Origin of the sequence: Pseudomonas fluorescens, from assembly GCF_902498065.1 — a bacterium.
In the GTDB taxonomy this organism is placed as follows: domain Bacteria; phylum Pseudomonadota; class Gammaproteobacteria; order Pseudomonadales; family Pseudomonadaceae; genus Aquipseudomonas; species Aquipseudomonas fluorescens_BJ.
This window is the reverse complement of sequence record NZ_CABVIR010000007.1, coordinates 250,551-268,968: the sequence shown is the minus strand read 5'-3', so window position 1 is coordinate 268,968 and position 18,418 is coordinate 250,551. Positions and strand designations below refer to the sequence as shown.

Below are 18,418 nucleotides of genomic sequence, written 5' to 3'. Positions count from 1 at the left end.
AAGGTGTCAGAACAGACTCCACAGAATTTCAGGAAAAAACATGACCGACTACACCGAATACTTTGACGAAGTGATCCAGGCCCATGTGGCCATCGAACAATGGCTGGCCGAAGAACGGGATGCCACTGAACTTGAACACCTGCTGACACGTTTTTCGCCGCAGTTTTCCATGGTCTCGCCGTTGGGCCGAGTCCTGGATTTTGCGGCGTTGAACGAGTTGTTCACGCTGGCGGGAGGCAAGAAGCTCGGGTTCCGGATTGAGCTCGGCGAGTTGCGTGGCCTCGCGTTACATGACGGCGGGGCAACCGTGAGTTACCGCGAGCAACAGACCGATGCCACCGGCCTGCACTCCGATCGCCGCTCGACCGTGGTGTTCGAGAAACAGGCCGATGGCAAGATTCTTTGGCGGCATCTGCATGAAACGTTCTGCAAGGAGTGAGATCGAGTCACGCCCATCGCGACTCGGTCTGAAGTTAATTGACCACCACCGTGCACGTAATCCCCGCCGCCAACAGCACCCCCTCCGGCACTTCATCAATGTGAATCCGCACCGGCACGCGCTGCGCCAGGCGCACCCAGTTGAAGGTCGGGTTCACGTCGGCGATCAGCTCGCGGCTTTCCGGGTTGTCGCGGTCGTAGATGCCGCGAGAAATGCTTTCCACATGCCCCTTCAACACTTCGCCGCTCATCAACTGCATGTCGGCCTTGTCACCCACGCGCACGTGGGGCAGTTTGGTTTCTTCGAAGAAGCCGTAAACCCAGAACGAGTTCATGTCGACCACGGCCATTTTCGCTTCGCCGATGCGTGCGTAGTCGCCGCGATGCACGTTGAGGTTGGTCACGTAACCGTCCACCGCCGCGCGCACTTCGGTGCGCTTGAGGTTGAGTTCGGCGGCTTCCAGTTGCGCTTGTGCGTGCTGGTAATCGGCGAGGGCCGAGTCCGCAATATTGCTCGCGTCGTCGCGGTTTTCCCTGGAGATCACCAGGGCATCCATGTCGGCGCGGCGATGGGCGTTGACCTTGCGCATCTCCCACGTTGCCTTGCGTGAAGCCACCAGCGCCTGCGCCTGCTTGACCGCGATGCGGTAGTGCTCGGGGTCGATGCGCATCAGCAGGTCGCCCTTCTTCACCTGTTGGTTGTCACGCACCGGCACGTCCACCACCTCACCGGTGACGTCGGCGGCGACGTTGATGATGTCGGCGCGCACGCGACCGTCGCGGGTCCACGGCGTGTTCATGTAATGCACCCACAGGGTCCGGCCGATCCATAGCGCGAGGGCCAGCACCAGCAGGGTGGCGAGCAGGCTGAAAAGCTTTTTCATCAGATCGTTCTCAACGGTAGACAGTCAGCGCCAGGGCGCCGAACAGACAAGTAAACAGACTCAGGCGCAGCAGCGCCGGGTGCCAGAAAAAACGGTACAGGTCGAACCCGGACAGGAACCGGTCCAGCGCCCAGGCCAGCGCCGCGGCGATGAAAAACATCAGCGTCATGGTCGGCATGTACACGCCGTGGAAGGCGATTTCACGAGGCATGTTCAGGTCCTTGAGGCGTAGTCGTTGCGTAGGCTGCAAGCGGCGATTGCGGGTCCAGCAATGAGGTGCGGATGAAATGCAGGTAGCTCTTCACCCGACGCAACGCCGAGGTGTCGAAGTGCGGCGCGAAGGGCTCGTCGGTGGCTTGCACGCGACTGATCGCATGGTCGACCGCGATCAGGCAACGTTGCAGATTGCTCTGGCCCGGTTGCAGAAACAGGCGCACCAGCGAACGGCCCATCACGCGGATGGCCTGGCGCCACGGCTGCGATTCGGCGTACGCAGGATGCACCGGCAGAATCGCCTGTTCCTTGCGCAACTCGATGATCGCGTGACCGACCTCCAGCACCACGAACATCCAGCGCAGCAAGTCCCGTTGCACCTGCGGCTGACCGGCGGCGAGACCATAGGCCTGGTGCAGCAAATCCCGCGTGCGACTTTCGAAACTCGACGCCAGGCCTTTGAGTTTGCCGCTGATGGCATACACCACTTGCCCGCGCAGATCCTGCTCCAATCGACGCCATAACCAGCGGCTGTTCGGCGGCAGGATGATCGCGCCGGCGGCGGCGCACACCAGCATGCCGAGCACCATGGCGATGTAGTCGTTGATGAAGGCGTAAGGGTTATAGACGGTGAGGTTGTCCGGCACCGAACCGGTGCTGAAGAAGATCAGCAAACCGAGGCCGACACCGGCGTATTGCGGGCGCGAGGTGAGGAACGAACCGAGTACGATCACCGGCGCAAGCATCACGCACAGCAACGGAAAACCATCGATCCACGGGAAGATGAAAAACATCTCGACGAAGCCGATCAGCGCACCGAGGAACGTCCCGCAAGCCATCTGAAACGCCATGCGCTTCGGGTTCGGCGTCGCCGCCGACAGGCCCACCGTCGCAGCGGCAATCAACGTCATCGTTGCCCCGCTCGGCCATGCGGTGGCTACCCAATAACTGCCCAACACCACCAGAATAAATGCCGCGCGAATCCCCGAAGCGGCGGACGCCATCCAGTTGGTTTGCGGGGTGAAAGGCTCGTCCCACTGCTCCCGTGCATGGCTGTGATCGGCCAGGGACGCGTGGGTCTGTGCGTAGCCGTGCAGGTCGTCGACGAAGCGATAGAGCAGCTCATACGCGGTATGAAAATCGAGCCGCTCGGCGTCGCTCGGCTGGCGCTCCTCAAAGGTCGCCCGCAAGCTGCGGACACGCGCCGGCAGCGCTTCTTTATAGGCGCTCAGCGCACTCACCAAACGGGCCGCGTCGGGGCTGGTCAGGGCACGACCGCTGAAACCGTCGAGCACTTCGGCGAGGTCCTGCAAGCCCGGTTTGATCGCCGCGACCACGTGATCGGCGCCGCTGCTGCGCAGGCGCTCGAGCAGTTGGTGCAGGGCATTGAACCGGGTCGTGATGCCCATGAACTCGCTGTTCAAGCGACTGAGCCGACCGTTGCGCCGACGCATGTGCGGGTCTTCGAACACGGTGACGCTGCGCAGCCCTTCCAGCCCGACCGCCTCGGCGATGAAGCGCACGTTGCTCGCTTCAAAAGCGTCCCGTTTGCTGCGACCGCGCAAGCCGTCGGTGACGAACAGCGCGAACACGCCGAAGCGCTGATACAAGGCGTTGCGCATCGCCGCGCTGGCGGTTTGCGGCAGGATCGCGGCGCTGACCACGGTGGCGCAGAGAATCCCCAGGGAGATTTCCAGCACCCGCCAGACCGCCGCCATGAACGCGCCGTCCGGGTGCGCCAGCGCCGGCAAGCCGACCATCGCGGCGGTGTAGCCGGCCAGCACAAAACCGTAGGCGCGAAAGTTGCGATAACGCGCCGCACCGGCCGAGCAGATACCGACCCAGATCGCCAGCGAACCGAGGAACAACTCGGTGTTTTGTGCAAACAAGGCAATCAGCGCGACCATCACCGCCGACCCGGTCAAGGTGCCGAGGAAGCGATAGAAACTCTTGGCAAACACCTGACCGCTTTGCGGTTGCATGACGATAAACACGGTGATCATCGCCGTGCGCGGTTGCGGCAACTCCAGACGCATGGCCAGCCACAGGGTCAGGAACGCAGCGAACAGCACCTTGAAAATGTAGACCCAGGTCACGCCGTCGCTGCGTGCCCAGTCATAGAAACCCCGGCGCCATTCAAGGGAGTAAAGCCAGCGCAGAGGTGCGGGCAAGGGAGTCATGAAATCCTGCTTAGTCATATTCAGTTAAGACACAGGACCTGTGGGAGCGGGCTTGCCCGCGATGGCGTTATATCAGGCGACACTTTTATTGCCTGACCCACCGCCATCGCGGGCAAGCCCGCTCCCACAGGTTTTGTGTTCAATTCAGGAGGCTCTTCAGAGTGGCCGGGGTTTTCGGGGGCTGGGTTTTCTCAGCATTCGGCACATCGTTGCCCGCACCGAGCCCACCGCCGAGCGCCGTCACCAGTTCGGCGTGCGCACTCAGCCGCGCGGCCTGAACCTGTTGCTGCACCTGCTGCTGTTTGAACAACAAGGTCTGGGCGTTGAGCACGTTGAGGTAATCGGTAAGCCCGCGCTGATAAGCGATCATCGCGATGTCGTAAGTCTTCTGCGCGGTGGCCACCGATTCGGCGGCGAAGGTTTGCTGCTTGTCCATGGATTCGCGGCGGATCAGTTGGTCAGAGATGTTTTTCAGCGCATTGACCAGCGTCTGGTTGTACTTGGCGACGGCGATGTCATAACCGGCCGAGGCCTCCCCCAACTCGGCGCGCAAACGGCCACCGTCGAAGATCGGCAACGAGATCGCCGGGCCGACGCTGTAGTTGAGTTTCTTGCCGGTCAGAAACTCCAGCGCACCGCCGCCGGTGGCCATGTAGCCGAGGCTGCCGACCAGATCGACGTTGGGGTAGAAACCAGCGTGGGCGACATCGATGCCCCGCGCCTGAGCCGCCACTTGCCAGCGGCTGGCGACCACGTCGGGACGTTGACCGAGCAATTGCGCGGGCAGCGACGATGGCAGCTTCAGCGCTGTGCCCAATGCCAGCGTTGGTCGCTGCAACTGCGCAGCGTCGCCCGGGCCTTTGCCGGCGAGCGCAGCAAGCTGATTGCGGCTGAGGGCGATTTCTTCGTCCAGCGCATCGATCTGCCGATGGGTTTCCGGTAGCGGCGTTTCGGCCTGGCTGACTTCAAAGTGAGTGCCGATGCCGCCGTTCAGGCGTTTCTGTGCGAGGTCGAGAATTTGCTGCTGCTGTTGCAGGGTCGCCGCGACGATGTCCCGTTGCGCGTAATGCAGCGACAGTTCGATGTAGGCGCGCACGATATTGTTCTGCAGTTCGAGCTGGGCCAGGCGCGCTTCGGCGGCGCTCATGTGCGCCATGTCCACGGCGCGCTCGGTGGCGTTGCTTTCACGGCCCCAAAGGTCAAGGGCGTAGCTGAAACCCAGCGCGGCGTTGTTGTCCCACGTCGTCGAGTTGGCCAGGTCGCCCGGCCCGTAGAACTGATCGGTGGGCCAGTTGTGGCGCTTGAGGGTGGACTCGCCATTGATCTGCAGTGACTCGGCGGACTCGGCAATACCGGCCATGGATTTGGCCTGACGCACCCGCGCTGCCGCCATGGCCATGCTCGGGCTGCCTTGCAGGGCGAGGTCGATCCAGCGGTTCAGTTGCGGGTCGCCGTAGGCCTGCCACCATTGCGCGTTGGGCCAGTGAGCGTCCTGCGCGGCGCTTCGGATGGCGTCGTCGGTGGCCAGTGAATTGGCCTCCAGTGCCTTGCCCTTCGGGGCAATGCCTGCGGTTCCGATGCAGCCGCTGATTGCCAGGGTTAAAGCCAAAACACTGAGCGTCTGAAACGCTCTGCTGATGCGACGCGGCACTGCTGAAAATTCCTGAAATAGGGGGAAGTACACAATTTTGTGGGGACGGGCACCGCAACCCTTGTGGGAGCGAGCTTGCTCGCGATGGCGCTGGGTCAGGCAACATCAATGCTGGCTGTGACGGCCCAATCGCGAGCAAGCTCGCTCCAACAGGGTTTGATATTCCAGCGGTGGCGCAATTCTAGAGGTGGGGTCGGATGGCGATAAGCTGGGAATCCTGTGAATCTTTGTTACCGTTAACGCGATAATCCCTTGGTCGGGGTCTCAGACTCTGAAACTTCGTGTCACAATTTGCCATCGCACCCGAGAGCACCCCATGGACACTTTGCAAAACATGCGCGCCTTCAGTTACGTGGCCGAGGCGGGCAGTTTCACCGCCGCCGCCGTGCAACTCGACACCACCACGGCCAACGTCTCGCGCGCGGTCTCCAACCTGGAAGCCCACCTGCAAACCCGCCTGCTCAACCGCACCACGCGGCGCATCGCACTGACCGAAGCCGGCAAGCGCTATCTGTTGCGCTGCGAGCAGATCCTGGCGTACGTGGAAGAAGCCGAAGCCGAGGCCAGCGATGCCCACGCCCGCCCGGCCGGGCAACTCAAGGTGCACACCATGACCGGCATCGGTCAGCACTTCGTGATCGACGCCATCGCGCGCTACCGCAAGACGCACCCCGACGTGACGTTCGACCTGACCTTGGCCAACCGCGTGCCGGACTTGCTCGACGAGGGGTACGACGTGTCGATCGTCCTGGCCAGCGAACTGCCAGACTCGGGCTTCGTCTCCCAGCGTCTGGGCATCACCTACAGCATCGTTTGCGCCTCGCCGGCCTATGTGAAGGCCAACGGCTGCGCGCACAAGCCCAGCGATTTGCTGAACCATGCGTGCCTGCGCCTGGTGAGCCCGGTGATCCCGCTGGAGAAATGGACCTTCGACGGTCCGGAAGGCCAGGAAATGGTCACCATCAACAGCTCGCCGTTTCTGGTGAACTCCGCCGATGCAATGAAAACCGCGATCACCAGCGGCATGGGCGTTGGTGTGTTGCCGGTGTATGCGGCCATCGAAGGCTTGCGCAACGGCACGCTGGTGCGGGTGATGCCGAATTACCGCTCGCAGGAATTGAACCTGTATGCGATCTATCCGTCGCGGCAGTACCTGGATGCGAAGATCAAAACCTGGGTCGAGTATTTGCGCGGGTCGTTGCCGGAGATATTGGCTGCGCATCAGGCGGAACTGGCGGCGTATGAGTTGAGCGGAACGCTGGGTGGGGCAAGATTGGCAAACTGACCACCGACGACTGTGGGAGCGAGCCTGCTCGCGATGGTCGTTAACGATAACGCTGCAAACCTGATACACCGCGGTGGACTCAGGTTCATCGCGAGCAAGCTCGCGCCTACAAAAAGCGTGGCGTCCTAGGATGTTTCCGACGCGTTCTGTCGGTTGTCGGGTGGGACGTTAAATGGATAGGCTCTGAAGTCGCTGACGAATCAGCGGTCAGGCCTGGAAACCTGATTAATCCCTCTTCTGCACATGTCATACTGCGGCGCTTTTTTCTGCCTGCAATGTTATGGCGGCTGTGCGCGGGAGACCTTCGGGTCTGCCGGGTTTTGGTGGGATTGACCGGTTTTCCAGCCTGCGCACAGCTGCCCCTTCCGGGCACTCGCACAAACGCGGGGAAGAATGTTAGCGTGCTTGGCATTCTCCACGCCCGACGAGCCCGCCTCCCCATGAAAAAGACCGTCCTCGCTTTCAGCCGCATCACGCCAGCCATGATCGAACGCCTCAAGCAGGATTTCGACGTCATCGTGCCTGACCCGAAAAAAGGCGACATCAACGCCCAATTCAACGAAGCCCTGCCCCATGCCCACGGTTTGATTGGCGTGGGTCGCAAGCTCGGTCGTGCGCAATTGGAGAACGCTGGCAACCTGGAAGTGGTGTCCAGCGTCTCCGTCGGCTATGACAACTACGACGTCGCGTACTTCAACGAACGCGGGATCATGCTGACCAATACGCCGGACGTGCTGACCGAAAGCACCGCCGACCTGGCCTTCGCCCTGATCATGAGCAGCGCCCGCCGTGTCGCCGAGCTCGATGCCTGGACCAAGGCCGGTCAATGGCAAGCCACCGTCGGCGCCCCGCTGTTCGGCACCGATGTCTATGGCAAAACGCTGGGCATCGTCGGCATGGGCAACATCGGCGCCGCCATCGCCCGGCGCGGTCGACTCGGTTTCAACATGCCGATTATCTACAGCGGCAACAGCCGCAAAACGGCACTTGAACAAGAGCTCGGTGCACAGTTCCGTAGCCTGGATGAGTTGCTGGCCGAAGCCGATTTCGTCTGCCTGGTGGTGCCGCTCAGCGAAAAGACCAAACACCTGATCAGCCGCCGCGAACTGGCGCTGATGAAGTCGGACGCGATTCTGATCAACATCTCCCGCGGCCCGGTGGTGGATGAGCCGGCGCTGATCGAAGCGCTGCAAAACAACCAGATCCGTGGCGCCGGGCTGGATGTCTACGAGAAAGAACCGCTGGCCGAATCACCGCTGTTCCAGTTGAAAAACGCTGTGACGTTGCCGCACATCGGCTCGGCCACCAACGAAACCCGCGAAGCCATGGCCAACCGCGCCCTGGCCAACCTGCGCAGCGCACTGCTGGGCGAGCGGCCGCAGGATCTGGTCAACCCGCAAGTCTGGAAAGGCTGACCGACACGGGCAGACGTTGTTGACGTCTGCCCGTCCACTTACGCCAGCTTGCCATTCCCCTGCACCATCGGCGCCTTGGGTTTGCGAAACACCAGCACGTTGCCCAGCATCACCAACACCAGGCCCGCCAGCGCCGGGGTGGTCCATTGGTAGCCTTCGGCAAACGCCGACACATTGAGTGCCACCACCGGGAACAACACGGTGCAATAGGCTGCGCGCTCCGGGCCCATGCGCCCGACCAGCGTCAGGTAGGCGGTGAAGCCGATCACCGAACCCGGAATGACCAGGTACAGCAGCGAGCCGATGTAACGCACATTCCATTCCATCTCGAACGGAATGCCTTTGACCAGGCACCACACCGACAGCATCGCCGCGCCATAGGCCATGCCCCAGGCGTTGGTGGTCAACGGTTTGAGCCCGGCCTTTTGCTGCAGGCTCGACAGCATATTGCCCGCCGAGAAACACAGCGTGCCGAGCAGCGCCAGGCCCAAGCCCAGCAGGGTTTCGGGGCTGGCGGTGTGGCCGGCCAGTTCCGGCCAGAACAGCAAACCCAACCCGAACAAACCGAGCGCGCCACCTAACAGAACGTTGCGGGCGATTTTCTGGCCGAAGAACACCCGCGCATTCAGGGCATTCCACAGCGTGGCGGTGGAAAACACCACGGCCACCAGGCCACTGGGTATCCATTGGCTGGCCGTCAGGAAACACATGAAGTTGATGCAAAACAGGCACAGGCCTTGCGCCAGGCAAATCAGGTGCCCGCGACGGTTCATCACCTGCAGCTTGCGGCTGAGCAACAGCATCACAAACAGCACCAGCGCGGCGAGGCCGAAGCGATAAACGATCGACACCGGAATGGCCACCACGCCCAGCTGCCATTTCAAGGCAATCCAGGTGGTGCCCCAGATCAGCACGGTCAGCAAGTACAGCGAAAGGTTCATGGCAAGGACTCCTCAATAGGTGGCCAGTGTCCTGCGCCAAACTTTTCCGCACTTGCATAAACTTGCGCTTTTGTCGGTGCAGAGGCTGGCAGGCCAATGTCTACGGAGTAGGATGCGAAGCGTTGGAGAAACGATCATGCCCGCACTGGAATCACTGCAAGTCTTTCAAGCCCTCAACCGCTCGCCCAATGCTCGCCTGGAGCACAGCGCCGAGCTCGGTGACGGCATGGCTGCAGCCTTGTGGAGCAACCATCACGACGCCCAGGATTACGAGGCGCCGAGCCATCACACCTTGTCCTGTTACATCGCGGGCGGCACCGGCACCTTTCGCCGCGACCAGCCCGGCACCAAGGGCGGCCCGGACAAATTGTGCATCCTGCCGGCCGACCACCAGTCAGGCTGGGTGATCAACGGCGACATTCGCCTGGCCCATCTGTATTTCAGCCCGGAACAGTTCGCCCTCGGCTGCGTCACGCTGCTCGACCGCGAGCCTCGCGAATTGCAGTTGCGCGAAGGGACTTTTCTCGACGACCCGCAGCAGGCCCGACGCTTTCGCCAGATGCTCACGCTCAACTGGGCTGAACCCGGCGAACGCCTGCTGACCAGCAGCCTGGCCCATGAAATGCTCAGCCACGTGTTGCTCGGCCAGGTCGGGATGCGCGAGGGCTTGCGGCTCAAGGGCGGATTGGCTGCGCACCAGCGGCGGCAGTTGGTCGAGTTCATCGACCATCAGTTGGCCGAAGCCATCAGCCTCGGGCAGTTGGCGGGGTTGTGTGCGCTGTCGGAGTATCACTTTGCGCGGATGTTCCGGGAGAGCTTTGGCTTGCCGCCGCATCAGTATGTGTTGGCGCGGCGACTGAGCCGGGCGCGGGAGTTGTTGCGGTCGACCTCGCAGCCGCTGGGGGAGATTGCCTTGGCGTGCGGGTTTGCCAGTGCCAGTCATTTCACCAATCGGTTCAGGCAGGCTTTGGGTGGGACGCCCGGCGAGTATCGGCAGGCGTTTTTGCGTTAACCGGGAAGCCGCCATCGCTGGCAAGCCAGCTCCCACAGGTGTTGCGGCGGACTCGATTTTAGTGGTCGACACATACCCTGTGGGAGCTGGCTTGCCAGCGATGAACGATAACGCGGTCTGTGATCAGAACTCCAAAGTGCTGGACAACGAAACCTGCCGCGAATCCCCCATCGACACAAAGAACCGGCTCGCCGCCGACGTGTAGTAAGTGCGGTCAAACAGGTTTTTCACGTTGAGCTGAAACTTCACCTTCTGCCCCTCGACCTTGGTGTCGTAGGTGGCGAACGCATCGGCCACGGTGTAGCTCGGCAGGTCGAAATCATTCACCGCGTTGCCCGCCCGCTCACCGACATACCGCGCGCCCGCGCCGACTCTGAACTGATCGCCACCGACGATCGTGCCGAAGTCATAGACCGCCGACAGCGAGCCGGTGTTCTTCGCCACGTTTTGCAGTTTTTTGCCTTTGTAGTCCGGGTCTTCGGTGACTTCAGCATCGGTGTAGGCATAGCTGCCGATCATGCTCCAGCGATCGCTGAGCTGACCGGTCAAATCCACTTCCAGCCCACGGGAACGCACTTCGCCGGCGGCGCTGTAGAGAGTCACCGGACCTTCGGAATTGGCCACCAGCACGTTGCGTTTCTTGATGTCGAACAGCGCGACGTTACCCGTCACACGCCCCGGAATATCCAGCTTGGCACCGACTTCCCAGGACTTGGCTTCTTCCGGCGCGATGCTGCCATCGAGCACCGTGCTGCTGCCGCTCAACGGGGCGATGGTCGAGTTCGGTTTGAACGATTCGGTGTAGCTGCCGTAGAACGACAACGCGTCGGTGTAGCGATACACCAGCCCCGCGCGTGGCACCCATTTCTGGCCGTTGCTGTCGGTGTTGGCCTTGAACGGCACGCCTTTGCCGGCGTACTGGTCGTACTCCTGGAAACGCCCGCCGGCCACCAGAATCCACTGGTCGGTGAGGTGGATCGAGTCCTGCAGAAACAGCGAATCGCTGCGCAGTTGATCGGTCTGCGCGCTGTCGGCCGGGCTGACGGTGGTGCCGGCGACTTCACGGCCATAGACCGGGTTGAGGTAGCTGAACGTGGTCAGGCTTTTTTGGCGGATCAGGTCTTCGCGGTAGATCTTGCGGTACTCGTCGTCGACGCCGAACACCAGGTCATGCTGCATGCCCAGCACATCAACCTTGCCTTCAAGGCTGGCGGTGGTGAAGCGGTCGGTGCTGATCGCGTTTTGCGTGCCGTCCATGCTGCGGGTCAGCGTGCCTCTGGCGGTGTTGATGGCGGTGACGCGCACCTGGCTGGCGTCGTAGGTTTCGCGGTTCCAGCTGTAGCCGAAGTGCGCTGTCCAGTTGTCGTTGAGCTCGTGGTCGGCTTCGAAGTGATACAGGTCCGAGCGCCCTTCCATGTTGTTGAACGGTTCATCCAGGCGACGATCGCGGGAGATGTCCAGCGGATGGTTGTCACGCGGGTCGATCAGCGTGCCACGGTCGAACGGGGTCAGGAATTCACGGTGTTCGTAGGCGAACAACAGCTTGGTGCTTTCGCCGAACCAGGCCAGCGATGGCGCCACCAGCGTCTCGCGGTGGGTGCCGAAGTTGCGCCAGTAATCTTCGTCTTCGTGGTCCAGCACCATGCGGTACGCCAGCCCGGAATCACCGAGCGCACCGGTGCTGTCGAAGCTGCCGCCGCTGCCATTTTTGCCGTCGCCATAGGTCGAGCCGCGCACGGTCAATGCGTTGTACTGCTCAAGTTCAGGCTTCTTGCTGACCATGTTGACCACGCCGCCCGGGTCCTGGATGCCGTAGAGCAGCGAGGCCGGCCCCTTGAGCACTTCAACCCGATCGACCGTGGCGTTGAGGCCACGGCCCTGAATCACCGGCATGCCGTCGCGCATGATCGAGCCGTTGCGGTTGTCGCCGAAGCCGCGAGTCATCACCGAATCCTGGGTGCTGCCCAGTGTGTTGCCCTGGGTGATGCCGCTGACGTTGGCCAGCGCGTCATCGAGGTTGCGCGGCGCCTGATCGCGAATGACCTGGGCCGGGATCACGTTGACGGTCTGGGGGATTTCCTGGAGCAAAGCCGAGGAGCGCATCACCGAACTGGTGGGCGGCGGCTGGTAGCTCATGGTTTGATCCATCACCGAGGTGATGGTGGTGGCGCCGAGGTTCAAGGCGCCTTCGGTGGGCTGCGGTTCCAGCGCCAGGGTGTGAGCATCGGTGCGACGGAAGGTCAAACCCGAACCGCTGAGCAACCGCTGGATCGCCTGTTCGGCGCTCATCTGCCCGCTGACCGCTGGTGCGGTAAGGCCGTACGGTGCTTCGTCGGTGTAGACCACGCTGATACCAGTGATCCGGCTGAAGTCGCTCAAGGCCTGGGGCAGCGGTTTGGCGACCATTGCGAAACTGAACTGCGTGCGTTGCTGCGGCGCGCCCGTTTCAGCGGCCAATGCCACGCTCAGTGGCAGCAACGCCAATGCCGAAATGCTCAGTGCCGAGGCACCCAACCACTGTTTGACCGAACCCGATTTTGCCCTGGACTTCATTGCTCATGACCTGTGTAGAACCGCTACGGAATGCGAATGACTCGCAGTTTCAGTCACTACACGGATGGGGCCCGGGTTTACCTCACCATTATTTTGAAAATATTTTTATCTGGGGGTGATGTGTTCTTTGGGAGTGCGCCATGGCCGGTCGCGTCACCGCAAAATAATCAAATGCCCCACAGCATGCTGCTCAAACCCCAACACCCCCTGCAACGAACTCAACACCGCCTGCGGATCCTTGCTCGGAAAACTGCCACTGACCCGCCGCGCCGCCAGCTCATCGTTGAGCAGCACAATCCGCCCCGGGTAGTAACGGCGTAAATCCTGCACCACGTCGGCCAGCGACGCCTTGTAGTAATTGAGCCAGCCCTGACGCCACGCCAACTGCGCTTCGCTGTCCACGGCCTGCAGTTTTTGCGCCGTACCTTCGCCATAAGCCACCTGCTGGCCGGCGCTCAGAATCTGCTGCTCGGCCTGCTTGTCCGCCGTCACGCCGACCCGGCCGGACAACACCGTCACTTGCGCGCCGTGAGGTTGCAAACGCACTTCAAACTGCGTCCCCAGCACCCGCGCCTGCCCCTTTTCGGCCTCCACCACAAACGGCTCGCCGGTGTGCGTCACGCTGAAAAAACCGGCGCCACGCCGCAACTGAACGTGGCGCTCGCCGCGACTGAAATCCACGGCGATGGCACTGTCGGCATCCAGCGTGACCTGCGATTGATCCGCCAGCGTGACGGTGCGAACTTGCCCCGGTGCCGACACATAGTCAGCGCCAAGATCATCGACCCAGCGCATCGGCTGCCAGCCTGAACCGAGGCTGATCATCAACAACAGGCACGCCGCCATCGCCAGCGCACCGGACCAGCGCCGAACGCTGTTGCGCCGCGAGCCATTCATCGCATTGAGATAACCCTGCAAGGCAAACGCGTCTTCATCGGCCAATGTCCGCGCCGGGCCTTCGCTCAACTCCCACACCACTTGCGCCTGTGCATACGCCTCGGCATGCGCGGGGTCGGCCTGCAACCAATGGCTGAAGGTGGCCTGGTCGCCGCTGCTCGGCTGGTCATGCAACAGGCTCAGCCAGGCGAAAGCGGCCTGTTCCTGAGCGGGCGTCGGGGTGACGCGTTCGATGTGATTCACGGTGCTTTCCCTGGCGTGCGCGGTTCGGGGTCCCGCAGACTGGCCTTGCAGGCTTCGAGGGCGCGCATCATATGTTTTTCCACGGCACTTTGGGACAACCCCATGGCCTTGGCGATCTCGGCGTATTTGCGGCCATGGATGCGATTGAGCAAAAAGATCTGCCGCGTGCGCTCGGGCAATGCGCGCAATGCCGCTTCGACGTGACGCAAATCGTTACCAGCTTCCAGCGCGGCTTGCGGTTCACTGCCGTGGCTGTCCGGTTGATCCGGCAGCCAACCTTCGTTGACCCGAACCCGCGCGCCTTCGCTGCGCAGATGGTCGATGGCAATGTTGCCGGCGCAGCGCAACAGGTAGGTGCTGAGTTCTTCGACCTGCACCAGCGGCCGGCGCCAGAAGCGCAAAAACAAATCCTGCACCAGGTCCGCCGCCGTGGCCCGACACCCGACACGACGGTTCACCAGCGCTTCCATCTGCGAACGCTGGGACAGGAACACCTGCAGGAAATGCGCACGCGCTCCGCGAGGTTCGTCATCGTGGGAATCCGGAGGGCGGGTGATCATCAGGTCAATACTGCGCAAACACGGCGACAGGGCTGATGAGCAGACTTATACCGGCCAGTGACAACGCCAGACGCGGTCGATAAGGCATCATCAGCACCAGCAACAATGCACTGAGCATCAGTACCGCAAACCACTCCACCAACCCAAGCCCCCAACCGGTCGAAGCCACCGCCGCCCACAGCGACAAGACCAGCAACAGCCAACCAGCGAGTCTCAACAACCGGCGACGACGGGCCGTCGGTTTACCGCCCAGCAGCTCGGCGTGATGCCGGTCCATTGATAAACACAGCGCGGTGAAACCGCCGTAACAGAGCAACAGGGCCAGCAACATTCAGTTCGCCTCGCGCTCAAGGGTGATCAGTTGTGCACGCTGTTGGGTGTCGATCCCAGCCTGTGCCGAACGCCGCATTTTCCAAGCGGCCCAGGCGAAAAACACACCACTGCCCAGGCACGTCAGGTCGAAACCGGCCATCGCCCAATCGCCCTGTGCCAGCGTGTTACCCAAGTGAAACGGCGTGGTCAGGGCGTTCAACAACGGCACCGCGCCAAACAGCAGCGCCGCCAGCGCCAACTGCTCGACCCACGCCGCACGGCCACGCCGGACCACGGCATGCAGCATGCTCAGGCCCCAGACGAGAAAGAAGCTGTTCACTTCCCACTCCGCGCGCCCGGCCATGTCCACCGGCAATAGGCGATTGGCCCAGAAGAACGCGGCTACGGCGACCATCAACCCGGACATGCTGGCGATGTTCAGCACTTCCACCAGCCGCAACTCGAACGGCATCACGCCGCTTTTCGCGTGCTTGAGCTGACGCTTTCCGAGCCAGACCACCAGCCCGGTGCCGATCATCGCCGTGCCGGCCAACCCGCAAATGAAGTACAACCAGCGCAGCACCGGGTCCGCGAAACGGCCCATGTGCAACCCGTAGAAACTGCCGGCAATCGCCCTAGGCAGGGACTGCTCCGGCGTCGTGTCGAGCAACTGTCCGGTCACGCCGTTGAAGGTCGCAGCGCGGCCAAAGTCGTGGACCACGCGATCGGCACCGTCACGCACGAGCACCACTGAAGCGTTCGCATCGCCCGGATTGTTAACGGTGAGCCGACCGACCTGCCCGCCCGACCACTGCTCGCGAGCCTTTTCCAGCAGCGGTGCCAGCGGCGCCAATTCAGCCGGTTTGCCCGCCAGTTCCGGCGTAGCAGACGCCGGAAACACCTCATCGAAAAACGCCCGGGCATTACCGTTGTACGAGGCCAGGATGCTGGCCGGCATCACCATCGACATGAAAATCACCAGGCTGCTGTAGGTGATCATCAGGTGAAACGGCAGCACCAGCACACCCACCGCGTTGTGCCCGTCGAGCCAGGAACGCTGGCCCTTGCGCGGGCGGAAGGTGAAGAAGTCCTTGAAGATTTTCTTGTGGGTGATGATCCCGCTGATCAGCGCGACGAACATCACCATGGCGGCGATGGTCGACAACCAGCGGCCCCACGGATAGGGCATTTGCAGTTGGAAGTGGAAGCGGTAGAAGAACTCGCCCCCGGTGGTTTCGCGGCCCTGCACTTCGGCGCCGGTTTGCGGGTCGAGGAGTTTTTCCGTGAACTGGCCGCGTTCGCCACGCTTGGCCGGGGTCTGCTGCCAGCGGACGGACAGGCCGGGGTCGCGGGCATCGGGCAGGTCGATGAGCCAACGCGAGGCACCGGCGGCGTGTTGCTGAAGATAGTTTTGCGCCACGTTCAGGCTGGCTTCGGAAGTCACCGAACGCGCAGGGATTTCCGGCTGCATCCAATGGCTGATCTCGTCCTTGAAATACGCGAGTGTGCCGGTCAGGAAAATCGCAAACAGCAACCAGCCGAAGATCAACCCGGCCCAGGTGTGCAGCCAGGCCATCGCCTGACGAAAGCCCTCTTTCATGAGTGGCCCATCCAATAAGCCAGCCCCGACACCACCGCCAGCACCAGGCTCGGCACGATCAACCCGAGCCAGGCCCGCCCCGCACTGCGGCAGGCAAAACACCAGATCACCGCGCCGAGGTAGGCCAGAAACGAGGTCATCATCCCGGTCACCACGGCATCGGCGCGGGCCATGGGCACCCACAGCGTCAGGCTGACACTGGCCAGTGCGGCGACAATATATCCGCCCAGCACGGCGGCCAGCACCCGGGAGGTGACGGCCAATCGGTAGGACACGGGGAGTGCTTTCATGTTTCGACCTTGAAACGGGTGAGGCCACGAGTAAGTCAGGAGGCCGACAAGGTCGCAATATTAATGATAAATATTCTCATACGCAAAAAAGATCCGTCTATTTCCTGCGCTTTGGTCCACTGATGGGTGGAGGCAAACATCATTGTGGCGAGGGGATTCATCAACCTGAAGCGTTCACCAAACCCTGAAACAAGAACGGGCCTGCATAAGCAGGCCCGTTTTCAGTGGTGGAAAGGTAAAAAGTGATTCAGGCGTCAGCCGTTCTGTGCAGCCTGTTCGTTCTCGAGAAACTCTTCTTCCAGCAGCACATCGGCTGCGCGCCTTTCGAACGGCACCACCGCGGCACGTGGTTTGCCCCGCAGTTTGCCGAACAGATGGTCAAGCGCATGTTCGAGTTTTTCAGCCGCACCGTCGATCGCCAGTTCCAGGTTTTCGGCTTTATGAGTAACAGAAATCGGTTGGTGGCCTTTTGGCCGCGCTTCCAGCTGGCAGCGCAAATCATGGGGACCGGGCTTGTCGCCGTTCTCGTCCCGCAGATGGACCTCGACGCGGGTCAGGTCCTCTTCATAACGTTCGAGCGTGCTCTCAATGGTAGTACGTACCCACTCCTCCAGTCGGATGCTGCTTTGAATATGGTTATCGCTGTTGACTTGGATTTGCATAGTTCATCCCTTAATTCAGCTAGCTCGCGAGAGGCCCTTCGGCTGGCCCTTGGGCGTCATCACCGTGACCTCTTACCTACACAATCGGTCTGTGCGCGGAACATTTCAACCCCTGAAAAAAGATAAATTTTCAATCGCAAAAAAAGCCGGACAAGGAGCAAAAGCGCTGTTAAGGTCGGGAGTTGGCTCGCTTCACTTCTTTGTCATAATTACTCACATCTGCCGCTCCGCCAGCGGATGCAGGCTTCGAAAAACCCCCGCCTCCTCCACCAGCCAGTCATGCACCGCTCGCACGCCCGGATGGCTCAGCGCCCCCGGCGCATACAGCAGCACGTAACGTTTGTGATTCGGTACCGCCAACCCGAACGGCACAATCAATGTCCCCCGCTCCAGCTCATCGTTCAGCAACGTGCGCCGCGCAATCGCCACGCCCATGCCGGCAATCGCCGCTTCGATGGTCAGGTGGTTGCGATTGAACGTGTGCCCGCGCCGTACGTCCGCGCCTTCGAAGCCGATGGCGTTGAGGTAGAACTCCCATTCCGCGTACTCGTAACTGCCGCGCCAGGCCGTGATGTCGTGCAACAGCGGAAAGTGCGACAGGTCGGCCGGGCCGTGCAACGGCGGTCGACCGCGCAACAGACTCGGCGCACAGACCGGGAAGATCTGCTCGTCGAGCAAGGTTGTGGATAACAAGCCTGGGTAGCTGCCGTCGTTCAGGTCGATGGCCAGGTCGAAGTCGCCCTCGTGCAACGGCACGCTGCTGTCCTCCGCCACCAGGCGCAACTGAATGTCCGGAAACCGCTGCTGCAAGCGCGGCAGACGCGGGGTCAGCCATTTGCTCAGGAATGATGGAATCGAGCGCACCCGCAGAATCCCGCTGATCATTCCGGCGTCCAGTCGTCGCAATTCTGCGTCGATGCTGCCGTACGCCTCGTTGACCGTAATGGCCAGTCGCTGGCCTTCTGCGCTCAACTCCACACCCCGGGCACGGCGGTGGAACAGTCGAAACCCCAGCCGTTCTTCCAGTTGTCGGATTTGCTGACTGACCGCCCCCGGCGTGATGTGCAGTTCTTCGGCGCAGCGGGTGAACGACAAGTGCCGCGCGGCACAGGAAAACACGTGCAGCCAGACGTAAGTCTGGGCATGCAATTGGCGACTCATTGTTTAGTCCTACTAAAGGCTGTCTTAGGAAGTTTCGTTGGTCACGTCGGACCGAGGTAGGCAGTATCGCCGACATTGCGCTTGTCCTACAGAAATGGCAGCGATTCTTCTTCCATTACTT

The 18,418-nt window shown here is 61.7% G+C and carries 17 protein-coding genes; 4 read left to right on the top strand and 13 right to left on the bottom strand.

Annotated features, from left to right (window positions below):
* Window positions 1–40 precede the first annotated feature (40 nt).
* Window positions 41–439, top strand: coding sequence for a DUF4440 domain-containing protein (locus F8N43_RS23260; protein ID WP_150654433.1), 399 nt, complete (start codon window positions 41–43; stop codon window positions 437–439).
* Between the two features lie 34 nt (window positions 440–473).
* Here the strand turns inward: F8N43_RS23260 and F8N43_RS23255 are convergent, their stop codons facing one another.
* The 4 genes from F8N43_RS23255 to F8N43_RS23240 all read right to left on the bottom strand — a co-directional run bounded on the left by F8N43_RS23255 (window position 474) and on the right by F8N43_RS23240 (window position 5,366).
* A complete protein-coding gene (locus F8N43_RS23255) occupies window positions 474–1,322 on the bottom strand; it encodes an HlyD family secretion protein (RefSeq protein ID WP_150631889.1) in 849 nt (282 codons plus the stop codon).
* 10 nt (window positions 1,323–1,332) lie between these two features.
* Entirely contained in the window at window positions 1,333–1,533 is a 201-nt protein-coding gene (locus tag F8N43_RS23250; protein WP_007896379.1) for a DUF1656 domain-containing protein, read from the bottom strand.
* Window positions 1,523–3,715: an FUSC family protein gene (locus tag F8N43_RS23245; protein WP_150654432.1), complete on the bottom strand. Its 2,193-nt coding sequence runs from the start codon at window positions 3,713–3,715 to the stop codon at window positions 1,523–1,525. Before F8N43_RS23245 ends, F8N43_RS23250 begins: the two co-directional genes overlap by 11 nt.
* A gap of 139 nt (window positions 3,716–3,854) precedes the next feature.
* Window positions 3,855–5,366: an efflux transporter outer membrane subunit gene (locus F8N43_RS23240; RefSeq protein ID WP_150654431.1), complete on the bottom strand. Its 1,512-nt coding sequence runs from the start codon at window positions 5,364–5,366 to the stop codon at window positions 3,855–3,857.
* A 316-nt stretch (window positions 5,367–5,682) separates the two neighbouring features.
* On the opposite strand from F8N43_RS23240, the gene F8N43_RS23235 reads away from it, so the two are divergent.
* Both F8N43_RS23235 and F8N43_RS23230 read left to right on the top strand, forming a co-directional pair.
* Window positions 5,683–6,651 carry a LysR family transcriptional regulator gene (locus tag F8N43_RS23235; RefSeq protein WP_150631886.1) on the top strand — a complete coding sequence of 323 codons (969 nt, stop codon included), beginning with the start codon at window positions 5,683–5,685 and terminating at the stop codon, window positions 6,649–6,651.
* 440 nt (window positions 6,652–7,091) lie between these two features.
* Window positions 7,092–8,066 (top strand): 2-hydroxyacid dehydrogenase, encoded by a 975-nt coding sequence (locus F8N43_RS23230; RefSeq protein WP_150654430.1) that lies wholly within the window; start codon window positions 7,092–7,094, stop codon window positions 8,064–8,066.
* 38 nt (window positions 8,067–8,104) lie between these two features.
* Here the strand turns inward: F8N43_RS23230 and F8N43_RS23225 are convergent, their stop codons facing one another.
* Window positions 8,105–9,007 carry a DMT family transporter gene (locus tag F8N43_RS23225; protein WP_150654429.1) on the bottom strand — a complete coding sequence of 301 codons (903 nt, stop codon included), beginning with the start codon at window positions 9,005–9,007 and terminating at the stop codon, window positions 8,105–8,107.
* Window positions 9,008–9,143: 136 nt separating this feature from the next.
* Between F8N43_RS23225 and F8N43_RS23220 the strand changes: the two genes are divergently transcribed.
* Entirely contained in the window at window positions 9,144–10,019 is an 876-nt protein-coding gene (locus F8N43_RS23220; protein WP_150631882.1) for a helix-turn-helix domain-containing protein, read from the top strand.
* A 123-nt stretch (window positions 10,020–10,142) separates the two neighbouring features.
* Here the strand turns inward: F8N43_RS23220 and F8N43_RS23210 are convergent, their stop codons facing one another.
* The 8 genes from F8N43_RS23210 to F8N43_RS23175 form a co-directional block, all read right to left on the bottom strand.
* A complete protein-coding gene (locus F8N43_RS23210) occupies window positions 10,143–12,572 on the bottom strand; it encodes a TonB-dependent siderophore receptor (RefSeq protein ID WP_150631881.1) in 2,430 nt (809 codons plus the stop codon).
* Between the two features lie 153 nt (window positions 12,573–12,725).
* Window positions 12,726–13,712 (bottom strand): FecR family protein, encoded by a 987-nt coding sequence (locus tag F8N43_RS23205; protein WP_150631880.1) that lies wholly within the window; start codon window positions 13,710–13,712, stop codon window positions 12,726–12,728.
* A complete protein-coding gene (locus F8N43_RS23200; RefSeq protein ID WP_150631879.1) occupies window positions 13,709–14,272 on the bottom strand; it encodes an RNA polymerase sigma factor in 564 nt (187 codons plus the stop codon). Before F8N43_RS23200 ends, F8N43_RS23205 begins: the two co-directional genes overlap by 4 nt.
* A gap of 4 nt (window positions 14,273–14,276) precedes the next feature.
* Window positions 14,277–14,603, bottom strand: a complete 327-nt coding sequence (locus tag F8N43_RS23195) for a DUF3325 domain-containing protein (RefSeq protein ID WP_150654427.1) — start codon at window positions 14,601–14,603, stop codon at window positions 14,277–14,279.
* Complete coding sequence (locus F8N43_RS23190; RefSeq protein ID WP_150654426.1) at window positions 14,604–16,184, bottom strand: PepSY-associated TM helix domain-containing protein; 1,581 nt, start codon at window positions 16,182–16,184, stop codon at window positions 14,604–14,606.
* Complete coding sequence (locus F8N43_RS23185; protein WP_150631876.1) at window positions 16,181–16,474, bottom strand: DUF3649 domain-containing protein; 294 nt, start codon at window positions 16,472–16,474, stop codon at window positions 16,181–16,183. Before F8N43_RS23185 ends, F8N43_RS23190 begins: the two co-directional genes overlap by 4 nt.
* Window positions 16,475–16,728: 254 nt before the next feature.
* Window positions 16,729–17,136, bottom strand: a complete 408-nt coding sequence (locus tag F8N43_RS23180; RefSeq protein WP_150631875.1) for an HPF/RaiA family ribosome-associated protein — start codon at window positions 17,134–17,136, stop codon at window positions 16,729–16,731.
* A 213-nt stretch (window positions 17,137–17,349) separates the two neighbouring features.
* Window positions 17,350–18,297: a LysR substrate-binding domain-containing protein gene (locus tag F8N43_RS23175; protein ID WP_150631874.1), complete on the bottom strand. Its 948-nt coding sequence runs from the start codon at window positions 18,295–18,297 to the stop codon at window positions 17,350–17,352.
* Between the last annotated feature and the right edge of the window lie 121 nt (window positions 18,298–18,418).

Excerpts from the sequence above, each read along its gene's own strand:
- F8N43_RS23260 (WP_150654433.1), top strand. The coding sequence starts at position 41 with ATGACCGACTACACCGAATACTTTGACGAAGTGATCCAGGCCCATGTG.
- F8N43_RS23185 (WP_150631876.1), bottom strand. The coding sequence starts at position 16,474 with ATGAAAGCACTCCCCGTGTCCTACCGATTGGCCGTCACCTCCCGGGTG.
- F8N43_RS23210 (WP_150631881.1), bottom strand. The coding sequence starts at position 12,572 with ATGAAGTCCAGGGCAAAATCGGGTTCGGTCAAACAGTGGTTGGGTGCC.
- F8N43_RS23250 (WP_007896379.1), bottom strand. The coding sequence starts at position 1,533 with ATGCCTCGTGAAATCGCCTTCCACGGCGTGTACATGCCGACCATGACG.
- F8N43_RS23180 (WP_150631875.1), bottom strand. The coding sequence starts at position 17,136 with ATGCAAATCCAAGTCAACAGCGATAACCATATTCAAAGCAGCATCCGA.
- F8N43_RS23190 (WP_150654426.1), bottom strand. The coding sequence starts at position 16,184 with ATGAAAGAGGGCTTTCGTCAGGCGATGGCCTGGCTGCACACCTGGGCC.
- F8N43_RS23195 (WP_150654427.1), bottom strand. The coding sequence starts at position 14,603 with ATGTTGCTGGCCCTGTTGCTCTGTTACGGCGGTTTCACCGCGCTGTGT.
- F8N43_RS23230 (WP_150654430.1), top strand. The coding sequence starts at position 7,092 with ATGAAAAAGACCGTCCTCGCTTTCAGCCGCATCACGCCAGCCATGATC.
- F8N43_RS23175 (WP_150631874.1), bottom strand. The coding sequence starts at position 18,297 with ATGAGTCGCCAATTGCATGCCCAGACTTACGTCTGGCTGCACGTGTTT.
- F8N43_RS23220 (WP_150631882.1), top strand. The coding sequence starts at position 9,144 with ATGCCCGCACTGGAATCACTGCAAGTCTTTCAAGCCCTCAACCGCTCG.
- F8N43_RS23245 (WP_150654432.1), bottom strand. The coding sequence starts at position 3,715 with ATGACTCCCTTGCCCGCACCTCTGCGCTGGCTTTACTCCCTTGAATGG.
- F8N43_RS23255 (WP_150631889.1), bottom strand. The coding sequence starts at position 1,322 with ATGAAAAAGCTTTTCAGCCTGCTCGCCACCCTGCTGGTGCTGGCCCTC.
- F8N43_RS23225 (WP_150654429.1), bottom strand. The coding sequence starts at position 9,007 with ATGAACCTTTCGCTGTACTTGCTGACCGTGCTGATCTGGGGCACCACC.
- F8N43_RS23235 (WP_150631886.1), top strand. The coding sequence starts at position 5,683 with ATGGACACTTTGCAAAACATGCGCGCCTTCAGTTACGTGGCCGAGGCG.
- F8N43_RS23200 (WP_150631879.1), bottom strand. The coding sequence starts at position 14,272 with ATGATCACCCGCCCTCCGGATTCCCACGATGACGAACCTCGCGGAGCG.